Genomic DNA, 13519 nt, shown 5'->3' with positions numbered 1-13519 from the left:
GTCTCTCACGTACGGTCTTGATCGCGAAAGGGGCTGGTCATCACATGCCGGAGCCGAGAACGTGGCGGTACGTGGCGGGCTCCGCCGTGCTCGGCCTGACCCTGGCCGCAACAGCGGCGACCGCGGCCGGCCCGTGGGACTCCGGTCAGCGTAAGGCCGAGCGGGCCCGCGCGACCGCCGCCGACCCCAGGGGTGGCGCACATCACGCCGGACCCCCCGCCGCCGACGCCCCCCGAGCCCCCGCGCCCGCCCCCAGCGCCCCCGGCGTCCTGCGCGCACTCGGCGCCCCGACCGGGCCCGGAGCCACCGATTCCGCCGACGCCCCCGGCACCCCCCGGACCACCCGCACGAGCGACCCCACCGACTGGGCCGGCCTCCTCGGCCCGCTCCTCGCCGACCCCGCCCTCGGCCCGCTGCGCACCGCGTCCCTCGTCGACACCGCCACCGGCCGGCAGCTCTACGCGGCGGGCCCGGGCACCCTCATGACCCCCGCCTCCACCATCAAGATCGCCACCGCCACCGCCGCCCTCTCCGCCCTCGGCCCCGACCACCGCATCGGCACCACCACCGTGACCGGCGCCGACGGCCGCACCGTCACCCTCGTCGGCGGCGGCGACCCCACCCTGGACCGGGCCCGCCTCACCAAGCTCGCCCAGGCCACCGCCCGCGCCCTCAAGGCCCCCGGCCGCACCCCCGGACCCGTCCGCCTCGCCTACGACACCGGCCTCTACAGCGGACCCGCGCTCCACCCCATCGGCCCCAACGAGAACATCGCCCCGCTCAGCGCCCTGATGACCGACGAAGGCCGCCTCGACGGCAGCCGCAGCGGACCCGCCCCCCGCACCGCAGACCCCGCCGGAGACACCGCCCGCGCCTTCGCCGGCCTGCTGCGCGCCGCCGGCGTCACCGTCCAGGGCGCCCCCGCCCCCGGCCGCGCCCCCCACGGCACCCGCGCCGTCCCGCTCGCCCGCACCGACTCCGCGCCCCTCGACGACCTCGTCGAACGCACCCTCACCACCAGCGACAACGACCTCGCCGAAGCCCTCGCCCGGCAGACCGCCCTCGCCCGCAAGCAGCCCGCCAGCGCCGCCGGCGCCGCCAAGGCCGTCCACGACGAGCTCGCCGGACTCGGCCTCCCCGTCACCGGCGCCCGCTTCGCCGACGGCAGCGGCCTCGACCGCAACGACCGCGTCTCCGCCGCCCTGCTCACCGGCATCCTCACCCGCGCGGCCGACCCCGCCCGCCCCGCCCTGCGCCCCGTCCTCACCGGGCTGCCCGTCGGCGGCTTCAGCGGCACCCTCGCCGGACGCTTCGGCACCGGCACCACCGCCCCCGGCGCCGGGCTCGTCCGAGCCAAGACCGGCACCCTCACCGGAGTGAACACCCTCACCGGAACCGTCGTCACCGCCGACGGCCGCCTCCTCGCCTTCGCCTTCCTCGCCGGCCGCACCGACTCCCCGGGCACCGCCCAGCCCGCCCTCGACCGGCTCGCCGCCGCCCTCGCCGCACCCCGCTGACCCGGCACGACCACCGCCCGAACCCTCACCGAACGCGCCCCGAGCCCGTACGGTTGACGCATGACGAGCATCGGTGGTGCAGGCACATCGGGGATGGTCGACTGGAATCTCGCCGTCGCGACGGCGACCCGCCTGGTGCGCCCGGGCCCCGAGGTCAGCCGGGAGGAGGCCCGCGCCGTCGTCGCCGAGCTCCGGGAACACGCCAAGGCCGCCGAGGAACACGTCCGGGCCTACACCCGGATGATCCCCGAGGACCGCGACCCCGCCGACACCCCCGACACCCCCGTCCTGGTCGTCGACCGGGCCGGCTGGATCAAGGCCAACGTCGCCGGCTTCCGCGAACTGCTCTCCCCGCTCCTCGACAAGATGCAGGAACGCCGCTCCGCCACCCCCGGCGGCACCGTCCTCAGCAGCGTCGGCGGCAAGGTCACCGGCGTCGAGCTCGGCATGCTGCTCTCGTTCCTGGCCTCCCGCATCCTCGGCCAGTACGAGACCTTCGCCCCCGCCACACGCGACCTGCCCGCCGGGGCCGACGGCGCCGGCCGCCTCCTGCTCGTCGCCCCCAACATCGTCCACGTCGAACGCGAGCTCGACGTCTCCCCGCACGACTTCCGGCTCTGGGTCTGCCTCCACGAGGAGACCCACCGCACCCAGTTCACCGCCGTCCCCTGGCTCCGCGACCACCTCCAGGGCGAGATCCAGTCATTCCTCGCCGCCACCGACGTCGACCCCTCCACCGTCGTCGAACGCCTCCGCGAAGCCGCCCAGGCCCTCGTCGGCGGCCGGCCCGAGGGCGAACAGGGCGAACCCGCCCCCTCCCTCGTCGAACTCGTCCAGACCCCCGAACAGCGCGAGATCCTCGGCCGCCTCACCGCCGTCATGTCCCTGCTCGAAGGCCACGCCGACTACGTCATGGACGGCGTCGGCCCCGACGTCGTGCCCTCCGTCGCCGAGATCCGCGAGAAGTTTCAGCAGCGCCGCGCCCGCGGCGCCTCCCGCCTCGACCTCGCCCTGCGCAAGCTCCTCGGCCTCGACGCCAAGCTGCGCCAGTACCGCGACGGCGAGCGCTTCGTCCGCGCCGTCGTCGACGAGGTCGGCATGGACGGCTTCAACCGCGTCTGGACCTCGCCCAACACGCTCCCCACCAAGAGCGAGATCGCCCGCCCCGCCGACTGGGTGGCGAGGGTGCACCGTAGGGCAGACTCATGAGGCTGATGCGCCGGATGGCGGAAGAACACCCCACCAATCACCCGTCCGAGGGACCGTAGACGGCGGGTAAGGCGTGCAATGCTCGGGTAACGGCCAGGTTCTGTCACCATCGTCGCACTCTGAGTGACCGAACCCCCACTTCCGACCGTTAAGACTCCGACCGAGGCACTGCACTCTCTCCCCGAAGGGCACCGGACATGGGTCCCCATCCTGCGGTCGCGGCGATACGCCTGGCGGTCCGCCGCGTACTCCACGACGTTCTCACCGAGCACACCACCCACCACACCACCCAGCGCACCACCGAGCACACCACCCGGCCCGCCGACGGCGGCCCCCCCACCCCCCTGGTCCTCGTCGCCTGCTCCGGCGGCGCCGACTCCATGGCACTCGCCTCCGCGCTCGCCTTCGAGGCCCGCAAACTGGACCTCCGGGCCGGCGGCGTCACCGTCGACCACGGCCTCCAGGCCGGCTCCGACCAGCGCGCCCGCGAAGTCGCCGACCGCATGACCGCCCTCGGCCTCGACCCCGTCGAATCCGTCGCCGTCACCGTCGGCCGCGACGGCGGCCCCGAAGCCGCCGCCCGCGACGCCCGCTACGCCGCCCTCGACGACGCCGCCGAGCGCCACGGCGCCACCGCGATCCTCCTCGGCCACACCCGCGACGACCAGGCAGAGACCGTCCTCCTCGGCCTCGCCCGCGGCTCCGGCATCCGCTCCCTCTCCGGCATGGCCGCCGTCTCCGGCACCGCGGGCCGCTACCGCCGCCCCTTCCTGGAGCTCGACCGCCAGACCGTCCGCAAGGCGTGCATCGCCCAGGAGCTCGCCGTCTGGGACGACCCCCACAACAGCGACCCCGCCTACACCCGCTCCCGCCTCCGCCACGAGGGCCTCCCCGCCCTGGAGAAGGCGCTCGGCAAGGGAGTCGTCGAAGCCCTCGCCCGGACGGCCCAGCTCTCCCGCGACGACGCCGACGCCCTCGACTCCTGGGCCGCCGACGCCGAAGCCTCCGTACGCGACGACACCGGCCGCCTCGAATGCGCCAAGCTCTTCGGACTCCCGCCCGCCGTCCGCCGCCGCGTCCTGCGCCGCGCCGTCATCGCCGAGGGCGCCCCCGCCGGATCCCTCTTCGCCCGCCACATCGAAGAGGTCGACCGGCTCATCACCGGCTGGCGCGGCCAGGGAGCCATCAACCTGCCCGGGCGCGTCGAGGCGCGCCGCCAGGGTGGCAGACTGGTCATCCGGCAAGGCTGACGCAAGGCTGCAACGAAAGTGACCCGGGTGAACGAGAAGGACATGGGCACCGACCTCAAGTCGGTGCTCATCACCAAGGAAGAGATCGACGCGAAGCTCGCCGAGCTCGCCGCGAAGATCGACACGGAGTACGCGGGCAAGGACCTGCTCATCGTCGGCGTCCTCAAGGGCGCCGTGATGGTGATGGCGGACCTGGCGCGCGCGCTGTCCACCCCCGTCACCATGGACTGGATGGCCGTCTCCTCCTACGGCGCGGGCACCCAGTCCTCCGGCGTCGTGCGCATCCTCAAGGACCTCGACACCGACATCAAGGGCAAGCACGTCCTGATCGTCGAGGACATCATCGACTCGGGCCTGACCCTGTCCTGGCTCCTGTCCAACCTCGGTTCGCGCGAGCCGGCCTCCCTGGAGGTCTGCACCCTGCTGCGCAAGCCGGACGCGGCGAAGGTCGCCATCGACGTGAAGTGGATCGGCTTCGACATCCCGAACGAGTTCGTCGTCGGATACGGCCTCGACTACGCCGAGAAGTACCGCAATCTCCCGTTCGTCGGCACCCTCGCCCCGCACGTCTACGGCGGCTGACCCACCGGCCGCCCCAAGGGGAACCCGCACCGTCTTCTCCCCGTTGAAGCGAGGGAAGACGGCCGCGGGTGACAATGCTGGGGTACCGTCCGAAGAACAGCTTTTTTCTCACTCAGCGGCATTTACCTACGGGCAGGAGGGACGGGGCGCTCGCGCCCCGTATGGATGGACGTGAAGCGATACTTCCGTGGGCCGGTCATGTGGATCGTGCTGGCCGTCCTCGCCGTGGTCGTGCTGATGCAGGTCGTCGGCTCGTCCGAGGGCTACAAGACGGTGGACACCGGCCAGGTCGTCCAGGCGATCGACAAGAACCAGGTCAAGCAGGCAAGGCTGACCACCGGTGACGAGCAGATCATCAAGATCGACCTCGTCGACGGTCAGCAGATCAACAAGAGCGACAAGGTCCAGGCCAGCTACATCGGCACCCAGGGCGCCGACCTCGCCGACAAGCTGCAGGAGAAGTTCGAAGCGGGCCAGATCGAGAAGGGCTACACCGTCTCGCCGACGAAGCAGTCCCCGTTCGTCTCGGTCCTGCTCTCGCTCCTGCCCTTCGTCCTGATCGTGGTCGTCTTCCTGTTCCTGATGAACCAGATGCAGGGCGGCGGCTCCCGCGTCATGCAGTTCGGCAAGTCCAAGGCGAAGCTCATCACCAAGGACACCCCGAAGACCACCTTCGCCGACGTCGCGGGCTCCGACGAGGCCGTCGAGGAACTCCACGAGATCAAGGAGTTCCTCCAGGAGCCGGCCAAGTTCCAGGCCGTCGGCGCGAAGATCCCCAAGGGCGTCCTGCTCTACGGCCCGCCCGGCACCGGCAAGACGCTCCTCGCGCGCGCCGTCGCAGGCGAGGCCGGCGTGCCGTTCTACTCCATCTCCGGCTCCGACTTCGTCGAGATGTTCGTCGGCGTCGGCGCCTCCCGCGTCCGCGACCTCTTCGAGCAGGCCAAGGCCAACGCCCCGGCCATCGTCTTCGTCGACGAGATCGACGCGGTCGGCCGCCACCGCGGCGCCGGCCTCGGCGGCGGACACGACGAGCGCGAGCAGACGCTCAACCAGCTGCTCGTCGAGATGGACGGCTTCGACGTGAAGGGCGGCGTCATCCTGATCGCCGCCACGAACCGCCCCGACATCCTCGACCCCGCGCTCCTGCGCCCGGGCCGCTTCGACCGGCAGATCGCGGTCGACCGCCCCGACATGCAGGGCCGCCTGGAGATCCTCAAGGTCCACCAGAAGGGCAAGCCCGTCGCCCCCGACGTGGACCTCGGTGCCGTCGCCCGCCGCACCCCCGGCTTCACCGGCGCGGACCTCTCCAACGTCCTCAACGAGGCGGCGCTCCTCACCGCCCGCAGCGATCAGAAGCTGATCGACAACAAGGCGCTGGACGAGGCGATCGACCGCGTGGTCGCGGGCCCGCAGAAGCGGACCCGGATCATGTCGGACAAGGAGAAGAAGATCACCGCGTACCACGAGGGCGGCCACGCCCTGGTCGCGGCGGCCTCGCCGAACTCCGACCCCGTCCACAAGATCACCATCCTGTCCCGCGGCCGTGCCCTGGGCTACACGATGGTCCTGCCGGACGAGGACAAGTACTCGACCACCCGCAACGAGATGCTCGACCAGCTGGCCTACATGCTGGGCGGGCGCGCGGCGGAGGAGCTCGTCTTCCACGACCCGACCACGGGCGCGGCGAACGACATCGAGAAGGCCACGGCCACCGCCCGCGCGATGGTCACGCAGTACGGCATGACCGAGCGGCTCGGCGCCATCAAGTTCGGCGGCGACAACACCGAGCCCTTCCTCGGCCGCGAGATGGCGCACCAGCGCGACTACTCGGAAGAGGTCGCCGCGCTGGTCGACGAAGAGGTCAAGAAGCTCATCGAGACCGCGCACAACGAGGCGTGGGAGATCCTGGTCGAGAACCGCGACATCCTCGACAACCTGGTCCTGGCGCTCCTGGAGAAGGAGACCCTGGGCAAGGAGGAGATCGCCGAGATCTTCGCCCCCATCGTCAGGCGCCCGGCCCGCCCGGCCTGGACGGGTTCGGCCCGCCGCACCCCGTCCACCCGCCCGCCGGTCCTCTCCCCGAAGGAGCTGGCCCTGACCAACAGCGCCAACGGCTCCTCCTCGGCGACGACCCCGGTCGACACCACCAAGACCACGGACACCCTCCCCGAGGAGCACCCCGAGGTCTGATCCGGTCCCCGGACCCGGAATGGATGCCGCGCCCCCACAGGTTCTAGCCTGTGGGGGCGCGGTGCATCCGCGTCATGTTCAGACATACGGAACGAGGCACAGATGACCGACCCGGTGACGCTGGACGGCGACAGCCCGATCGGCGAATTCGACGAGAAGCGCGCCGAGAACGCGGTCCGCGAACTCCTCATCGCGGTCGGCGAGAACCCGGACCGCGAGGGCCTGCTGGAGACGCCGGCGCGGGTGGCGCGGGCGTACAGAGAGCTGTTCGCCGGGCTGTGGCAGAAGCCCGAGGACGTTCTCACGACGACGTTCGATCTCGGACACGATGAGATGGTGCTCGTGAAAGATATCGAACTAGTGTCCCAATGTGAGCATCATTTGCTCCCGTTCCATGGAGTGGCTCACATCGGCTACATCCCGGCGGAATCGGGCAAGATCACGGGCTTGTCGAAGCTGGCGCGCCTGGTCGATGTCTTCGCGCGCCGTCCGCAGGTGCAGGAGCGTCTGACGACGCAGATCGCCGATTCGCTGATGCGGATCCTGGACGCACGCGGTGCGATCGTCGTCATCGAGGCCGAGCACATGTGCATGGCCGTACGCGGCGTCCGCAAGCCCGGCGCGAAGACGACGACCTCGGCGGTACGTGGCCAACTGCGTGACGCTACTACACGTGCCGAGGCCATGTCCTTGATATTGGCCCGTTAGAAGCGGGCTGCCCGCCTTGCTCCGTACCGTCCCCGATCAGTGGAGTGGATCGCTGATCAAAGGGGAGCGGTATGGGGTACGGGCTTTCCAGCAATCAGTTGGTGAACCTGGTTGATGGCTGCCTGAGGGCGAAGAGCGTGGTGCCCGGCAGTGTGCTGTGGACGCTGGATGGGGATCGCACGGTGCGGACCACGGTCGTGGACGTGACGGCGGCGAAGGGGCGCGAGGCCGTCGATGTCGTCACGGACCATATGACGTTCACGGCGAGTCCGGATCTGTTGCTGGCCACGCCGGACGGCTGGACGCCCGCGCGGGATGCGGCGGGCGCGACAGTTGCCTGGACGCCCGCGCGGAAGCTGTGCAGGGAGCGGCTGACGGTCCGGCCAGGGTATGGGTTCGGCTACTTCCTCGGAGCCACGTGTGCCGACGGGACCGTCCACAAGAACTACGTGTCTCTGATCGTGAACGAGGAGAGCTTCGCGGCCCGGTACGCGGCTGCTCTGACCGCGTGCACTGACCTTCCCGCGAGACTGGAGGCGGTGAGCCGGCCTTCAGGCTATTTGAGGCGGGATGTGGCGGGCTTCCGGGTGCGCGTGGTCTCGTCGTACCTCTCCGACCTCGTACGACAGTACGTGGGTGGGGACCCCCACCACATGCGTCAGTGCTTCCCGCGCGTCGCCCTGCGGGACATGGAGACGTTCTCAGGCTTCATGGACGGTTATGTCGATGGCGACGGTTGCCGTGTCACCTGGGGCGCTTTCGAAGGCCGGGTGGTGGTGAGCGCCAACGTTCCGTTCCTGCGTGAATGGGCTGCCGTCATCGGCGCGCGTTTCACGCCCGAGGGAGTACCTGGACGGGCCTCGCGTCTCTACATTGCCGACCGCTGGCCCACCCGGCGCGTCTACCAGCCCGAAACGCACCCCTTGCAGCTGAAGGAGTCGTCCTGGGTCCAGGTCCGTGAAGTCCGCCCCCGCCCGGCGGCGGGGACCAAGCCCTTCACCTTCTACGACTACAAGCTGTCCCCGCATCCCACCTTCCTGGTGAGCGGGCACCTGGTGCGGCAGTCCTGGTAGGGGTCAGCTCACCGGGGCCCGGTTCGGGCCGTTGTCGTCCTCGTCGTCCGGGAGCTTGCAGACGTGTTCCAGGAAGAGGGCGGCGGCGATGACCGCGATGCCGGCGAGGACGGCGAAGGCCGCGTAGAGGGCCTGGTCGCGGCGGGCGGGGATGTCGAGGGAGCCGAGGAGGAAGACGCCCGCGCCGCCGTACATGCCGGCGACCAGGGCGGCCACCAGGGCGCTGGCCTGGCCGAAGACGACCGCGCGGGCGGCCATCAGGGGTTCGACGGCCTTGGCGCCGGGGCGGCGCTCACGCTGGGCCCTGAGGCGGGCGCGCAGCGAGAGGGCGGTGGCGGTGAGGACGACGGCGATGGCCGCCAGCACGATGGGCGCGGCGAGCGGCACGCTGGGCAGCGTGCCGACCGACTCCCACAGCCGCGCGGCGCCCCAGGAGAGGACGCCGGCGACGACGAAGAGTCCGGCGAGCACCTTGAGCCGCAGTTGTTTCACCGGGTGTCCTTCGCGTGGCGGGGCGACGATCTCTGACGAGCGTAACGACTACTCCGGGAGTCGGAGTTCCAGGTCGGTGCGCGGCGTGACGCCGTCCTGGCCGAGGGCGGCGAGGAGCTCGGCGACGGCGCCGAGGCCGGGGAGCTGGGCCTCCGGGTCCACGTCCTGCCAGGGGGCGAGGACGAAGGCGCGCTGGTGGGCGCGGGGGTGCGGGAGGGTGAGCTCCGGGTCGTCGGAGACGACGTCGGCGTACGTGACGATGTCGACGTCGATGGTCCGGGCGCCCCAGCGCTCCTCGCGGACGCGGTGGAACGCCTCCTCGACGGCGTGGGCCCGCTCCAGGAGGGAGGACGGGGGGAGGGTGGTCTTCACGAGGATGACCGCGTTGAAGTACGAGGGCTGGCTGCCGGGCTCGACGCCCCAGGGCTCCGTCTCGTACACGCGGGAGACCGCCTTGACCCGGAGGCCCGGGGTGTCCTCCAGCGCGTCCACGGCGCCCTGGAGGGTCTCCAGGCGGTTGCCGAGGTTGGCGCCGAGGGCGAGGACGGCCCATTTGGGGTTGGAGAGCGTGATGTCGGCGGCGTCCACCGCGGCGGTCACGGCCGCCGGCACGGGCTGGACGGTCGGATCGCTGTGCTGGGGCTTCATGCGCGGCTCCGGGTGATGGTGACGGTCACGTCGTCGAAGGGGACCGTGATGGGCGCGTCCGGCTTGTGGACGACGACCTCGACCTCCTGGACTCCGGCGTGCTTGAGGCACTGCTGGGCGATGCGCTCGGCGAGGGTCTCGATGAGATCGACGGGCTCGCCCTGGACGACGTCGACGACCTCCTCGGCGACCACGCCGTAGTGGACGGTCTTGGTGAGGTCGTCGCCGGCGGCGGCGGCGCGGGTGTCCAGGCCGAGGGTGAGGTCCACGATGAAGGTCTGGCCTTCCTCGCGCTCCTTGGGGAAGACGCCGTGGTGTCCTCGGGCCTTGAGGCCGCGCAGCGCGACACGATCCACGCGAATCACTCCTGCTGTCGTAGTTCGGGTGGCCACGCAGCCGGGTGCGGACGGCCGGGTGTCCACCACCGAATCTACCTTCGGGTACCGACAGCCGGGTCGGCGGCCGGGGGTGTCCGGCCGCCGGGGGCGCTCAGTCGGCGGTGTCGGAGGGGTCCTCGGGGCCGTCGCCGTCGCTCTCGGGGATCACCGGGGAGCCGTGGTGCGACCACACCTTCCACCCCTCCGACGTGCGGCGGAACACGTTCGTGGCGACGACGAGCTGCCCGACGAGGGGGCCGAGGGAGGCGCCGTCCTCGGCGGGGCCGCCGCTGAGGATGTTCTCGGTGCACGTGACGACCGCCACGTCCGGGGTGAGGGCGACCTCGACGTCGGTGAGGAAGAACTGGATGTAGTCGGTGTTGGCCATGATCAGCGCGTACGAGCGGAGCACCTCGCCGCGGCCGGAGAGGACGGGCCAGCCGGGGTGGACGCAGGAGATGGGGGTGGCGCCGTCGTCGAGCCAGAGGTCGGTGATGCCGTCGAAGTCGCCCTGTTCGAGTGCCTCGTAGAAGGCGGTGTTGGCGGCTTCGACGGCGGCGCGGTCGGCTTCGCGGGCGCGGCTCATCCGGCGCCCTCGACGGCTCTGGCGACGCGTACGGCGTCGGCGGTGGCGCGGACCTCGTGGACCCGGACGGCCCAGGCGCCCTCGCGGGCGGCGATGGCGGAGACGGCGGCGGTGGCGGCGTCGCGTTCGCGCGCGGGCGGCGGGGCGGCGCCGTCGTGGGCGAGGACGTGGCCGAGGAAGCGCTTGCGGGAGGCGGCGACGAGGAGGGGCCGGCCGAGGGCGCGCAGCCGGGGGAGGTGGGCGAGGAGGGCCAGGTCGTGGGGGGCGAGCTTGGCGAAGCCGAGGCCGGGGTCGAGGACGACGCGCTCGGGGGCGACGCCGCCGTCGACGACGGCCTCCATGCGGGTGCGGAGTTCGGTGACGACTTCGCCGACGACGTCCTCGTAGACGGCGAGGCTGTTCATGTTCTCGCTGAAGCCGCGCCAGTGCATGACGACGAAGGGGACCTCGGCGGCGGCGACGGCGGGGATCATGCCGGGGTCGGCGAGGCCGCCGCTGACGTCGTTGACGAGGGTGGCGCCGGCGGCGACGGCCTGGGCGGCGACGGTGGCGCGCATGGTGTCGACGGAGACGGTGACGCCTTCGGCGGCGAGGCCCCGGACGACGGGGATGACCCGGCGGAGCTCCTCGTCGGCGTCGACGCGGCTGGCGCCGGGGCGGGTGGACTCGCCGCCGACGTCGATGAGGTCGGCGCCCTGGGCGGCGAGGTCGAGGCCGTGTTTGACGGCGGCCGTGGTGTCGAACCAGCGGCCGCCGTCGGAGAAGGAGTCGGGGGTCACGTTGACCACGCCCATGACCGCGCAGCGGTCCCACTCCGGCAGGCCGAGCGCCGTGCCCCGGCCGATCGTCGTACTCATGTGTTCAGCCTAGGGCCTGCCCCCGCCCCGGGGCCCACGCGGCGGCTCAGGCCGCGTGGACCTCGGGGTGGTCGCTCTGGCCGGGGACGATGTGGGCGCAGGGGCGGGGGGCCGGGCGGTGGGAGCGGCGGCGGAAGGGGCGGGGGAGGGCGACGTTCACGAAGCCCTCGGCCTGCATGGCGGCGAAGCCGATGCGGGGGAGGTCGCGGCTCTTGCGGTAGACGACGAAGCGGGGCTCCCAGCGGGGCTGGAACTTGGCGTTGAACTTGTAGAGCGACTCGATCTGGAACCAGCGGGAGAGGAAGACGAGGAGCCCGCGCCACATGCGCAGGACGGGGCCGGCGCCGATCTTCTCGCCGCGGGCGAGGGCGGCGCGGAACATGGCGAAGTTGAGGGAGACCCGCTTGATGCCGAGGCGGGGGGCGTCCTGGAGGGAGGCGACGATGAGCAGCTCGTTCATGCCGGGGTCGGCGGAGCGGTCGCGGCGCATGAGCTCCAGGGACATGCCGTCCTTGCCCCAGGGCACGAAGTGGATGATCGCCTTCAGGTCGCCGTAGGGGGAGTCGGCGTTCTCGGGCTCGTCTTTGTGGGCGGTCGCTATGACGGCGTCACCGTCGCCGGCGTCTCCGATGCGGCCGAGTGCCATGGAGAAGCCGCGTTCGGTGTCGGTGCCGCGCCAGTCCTCGGCGGCGCGGTGGATCCGGGCGAGCTCGCCGTCGCTGAGGTCGGCGACGCGGCGGACCTTGGTGGTGTAGCCGTTGCGCTCGATCCGCTTGACCATCTGGCGGACGTTGCGCATGGCGCGGCCGGAGAGGGAGAAGTCGGCGACGTCGACGACGGCCTCGTCGCCGAGTTCGAGGGCGTCGAGCCCGGTCTCGCGGGTCCAGACCTGGCCGCCGGTCTCGGAGCAGCCCATGACGGCGGGGGTCCAGGAGTGGGCCTTGGCCTCGTCCATGAAGCGTTCGATGGCGCCGGGCCACGCCTCGACGTCGCCGATGGGGTCGCCGCTGGCGAGCATGACGCCGGAGACGACGCGGTAGCAGACTGCGGCCTTGCCGCTGGGGGAGAAGACGACGCCCTTGTCGCGGCGGAGCGCGAAGTGGCCGAGGGAGTCGCGGGCGCCGTGCTTGTCGAGGAGGGCCCGCAGCCGGGTCTCGTCGTCCTCGGTGAGCCGGGCGGCGGGGTGCTCGGGCCGGAAGGCGAGGTAGATGGTGGTGAGCGCGGTGAGCATGCCGAGCGCGCCGAGCGAGTAGCCGACGGTCCAGTCGACGTTGCCGGTGTAGGCGACGGGGCCCTCGACGCCGAAGAGGCCGTACAGCACGTGTTCGAGGCGGTCGGTGAGGCTGGGGCTGCCGACGACCCGGCGCGGGTGGGCGCTGACGATCACGAGGCCGAGCAGGATGGAGCCGGCGCCCATGAGGACGAAGTTGGCGAGGGCCCGCCAGCGGCTGCGCGGGTCGGGCAGCGCGGCGAACTGGTCCCGGTGGCGTACGAGCAGGGCGAGGAGCGCGACGGAGAGCAGCGCTCCGGTGATCGAGTGCCGCCAGAGGAACTGGGCGACGGCGCCGATCGGCAGCAGGACCACCGCGGCCCGCCAGGCGCGGCGCTTGTTGCGCTTGAGGCCGTGGGCGAGGAGCAGCAGCAGGACGCCGGCGCTGAGCGACAGGGCGGCGGAGAGCGGGCCCAGGGTGCCGGGCAGGATCTCCGCGACCGCGTGCATGCGGCTGGCGCGGAACCGCGGGAAGACCCCCGCGGCGACATCGATCAGACCGATCAGCGTGCAGGCCGTTCCGATCAACGCGGGGACCTTTTCCGGTCGGGGTCCGCGCAGAATCCGGCGTACACGATCCGGAACCGATCCGGACTTGTCCCCATCTACCGTGACAGACATCGCTTCCCGTGCTTCCCGTGGCTCCGCGAGAGATCGTTGATCCGGTAGGGCGCGCGGGTCGGTTACCTACCGGAGGTTTGCGCCCTCTAGGACGGAGCGGCGATGGGGCGGGTTCACTGACCGCCGAGGAAATTTCAGG

13 protein-coding genes are annotated in these 13519 nt (G+C 71.8%); 7 read left to right on the top strand and 6 right to left on the bottom strand.

The annotated features are described in order from the left end of the window. The first annotated feature begins 44 nt into the window (after window positions 1-44). The 7 genes from dacB to AB0C99_RS04775 all read left to right on the top strand — a co-directional run bounded on the left by dacB (window position 45) and on the right by AB0C99_RS04775 (window position 8529). The gene (gene dacB / locus AB0C99_RS04805; protein ID WP_362469278.1) at window positions 45-1517 is read left to right on the top strand and encodes a D-alanyl-D-alanine carboxypeptidase/D-alanyl-D-alanine-endopeptidase; all 1473 of its coding nucleotides are present in this window, start codon (window positions 45-47) and stop codon (window positions 1515-1517) included. 60 nt (window positions 1518-1577) lie between these two features. Further along, complete coding sequence (locus AB0C99_RS04800; RefSeq protein ID WP_362469275.1) at window positions 1578-2726, top strand: zinc-dependent metalloprotease; 1149 nt, start codon at window positions 1578-1580, stop codon at window positions 2724-2726. Between the two features lie 197 nt (window positions 2727-2923). Continuing rightward, a complete protein-coding gene (gene tilS, locus AB0C99_RS04795) occupies window positions 2924-3976 on the top strand; it encodes a tRNA lysidine(34) synthetase TilS (RefSeq protein WP_362469272.1) in 1053 nt (350 codons plus the stop codon). Window positions 3977-4018: 42 nt separating this feature from the next. Next, window positions 4019-4558 carry a hypoxanthine phosphoribosyltransferase gene (gene hpt / locus AB0C99_RS04790; RefSeq protein WP_345530466.1) on the top strand — a complete coding sequence of 180 codons (540 nt, stop codon included), beginning with the start codon at window positions 4019-4021 and terminating at the stop codon, window positions 4556-4558. Window positions 4559-4723: 165 nt separating this feature from the next. Beyond that, window positions 4724-6748 carry an ATP-dependent zinc metalloprotease FtsH gene (gene ftsH, locus AB0C99_RS04785; protein ID WP_362469269.1) on the top strand — a complete coding sequence of 675 codons (2025 nt, stop codon included), beginning with the start codon at window positions 4724-4726 and terminating at the stop codon, window positions 6746-6748. A gap of 102 nt (window positions 6749-6850) precedes the next feature. Beyond that, window positions 6851-7456 carry a GTP cyclohydrolase I FolE gene (gene folE / locus AB0C99_RS04780; RefSeq protein WP_362469266.1) on the top strand — a complete coding sequence of 202 codons (606 nt, stop codon included), beginning with the start codon at window positions 6851-6853 and terminating at the stop codon, window positions 7454-7456. A gap of 71 nt (window positions 7457-7527) precedes the next feature. After that, complete coding sequence (locus AB0C99_RS04775; RefSeq protein ID WP_362469263.1) at window positions 7528-8529, top strand: hypothetical protein; 1002 nt, start codon at window positions 7528-7530, stop codon at window positions 8527-8529. A gap of 3 nt (window positions 8530-8532) precedes the next feature. On the opposite strand, the gene AB0C99_RS04770 is transcribed toward AB0C99_RS04775, so the two are convergent. The 6 genes from AB0C99_RS04770 to AB0C99_RS04745 form a co-directional block, all read right to left on the bottom strand. Continuing rightward, window positions 8533-9021, bottom strand: coding sequence for a DUF3180 domain-containing protein (locus tag AB0C99_RS04770; RefSeq protein ID WP_362469260.1), 489 nt, complete (start codon window positions 9019-9021; stop codon window positions 8533-8535). A gap of 48 nt (window positions 9022-9069) precedes the next feature. After that, a complete protein-coding gene (folK, locus tag AB0C99_RS04765) occupies window positions 9070-9669 on the bottom strand; it encodes a 2-amino-4-hydroxy-6-hydroxymethyldihydropteridine diphosphokinase (RefSeq protein ID WP_362469257.1) in 600 nt (199 codons plus the stop codon). Next, the gene (gene folB / locus AB0C99_RS04760) at window positions 9666-10025 is read right to left on the bottom strand and encodes a dihydroneopterin aldolase (RefSeq protein WP_132917724.1); all 360 of its coding nucleotides are present in this window, start codon (window positions 10023-10025) and stop codon (window positions 9666-9668) included. The genes folK and folB overlap by 4 nt, the downstream gene beginning before the upstream one ends. A gap of 133 nt (window positions 10026-10158) precedes the next feature. Then, complete coding sequence (locus AB0C99_RS04755; protein WP_362469254.1) at window positions 10159-10632, bottom strand: nuclear transport factor 2 family protein; 474 nt, start codon at window positions 10630-10632, stop codon at window positions 10159-10161. Next, window positions 10629-11489 carry a dihydropteroate synthase gene (folP, locus tag AB0C99_RS04750; RefSeq protein WP_362469251.1) on the bottom strand — a complete coding sequence of 287 codons (861 nt, stop codon included), beginning with the start codon at window positions 11487-11489 and terminating at the stop codon, window positions 10629-10631. The genes AB0C99_RS04755 and folP overlap by 4 nt, the downstream gene beginning before the upstream one ends. Before the next feature lie 46 nt (window positions 11490-11535). After that, window positions 11536-13380 (bottom strand): phosphatidylglycerol lysyltransferase domain-containing protein, encoded by a 1845-nt coding sequence (locus AB0C99_RS04745; protein WP_362469248.1) that lies wholly within the window; start codon window positions 13378-13380, stop codon window positions 11536-11538. Window positions 13381-13519: the final 139 nt, after the last annotated feature.

It is taken from the genome of Streptomyces sp. NPDC048659, from assembly GCF_040650575.1.
Classification (GTDB): Bacteria; Actinomycetota; Actinomycetes; order Streptomycetales; family Streptomycetaceae; genus Streptomyces.
This window is presented reverse-complemented; position numbering and strand designations above follow the sequence as displayed.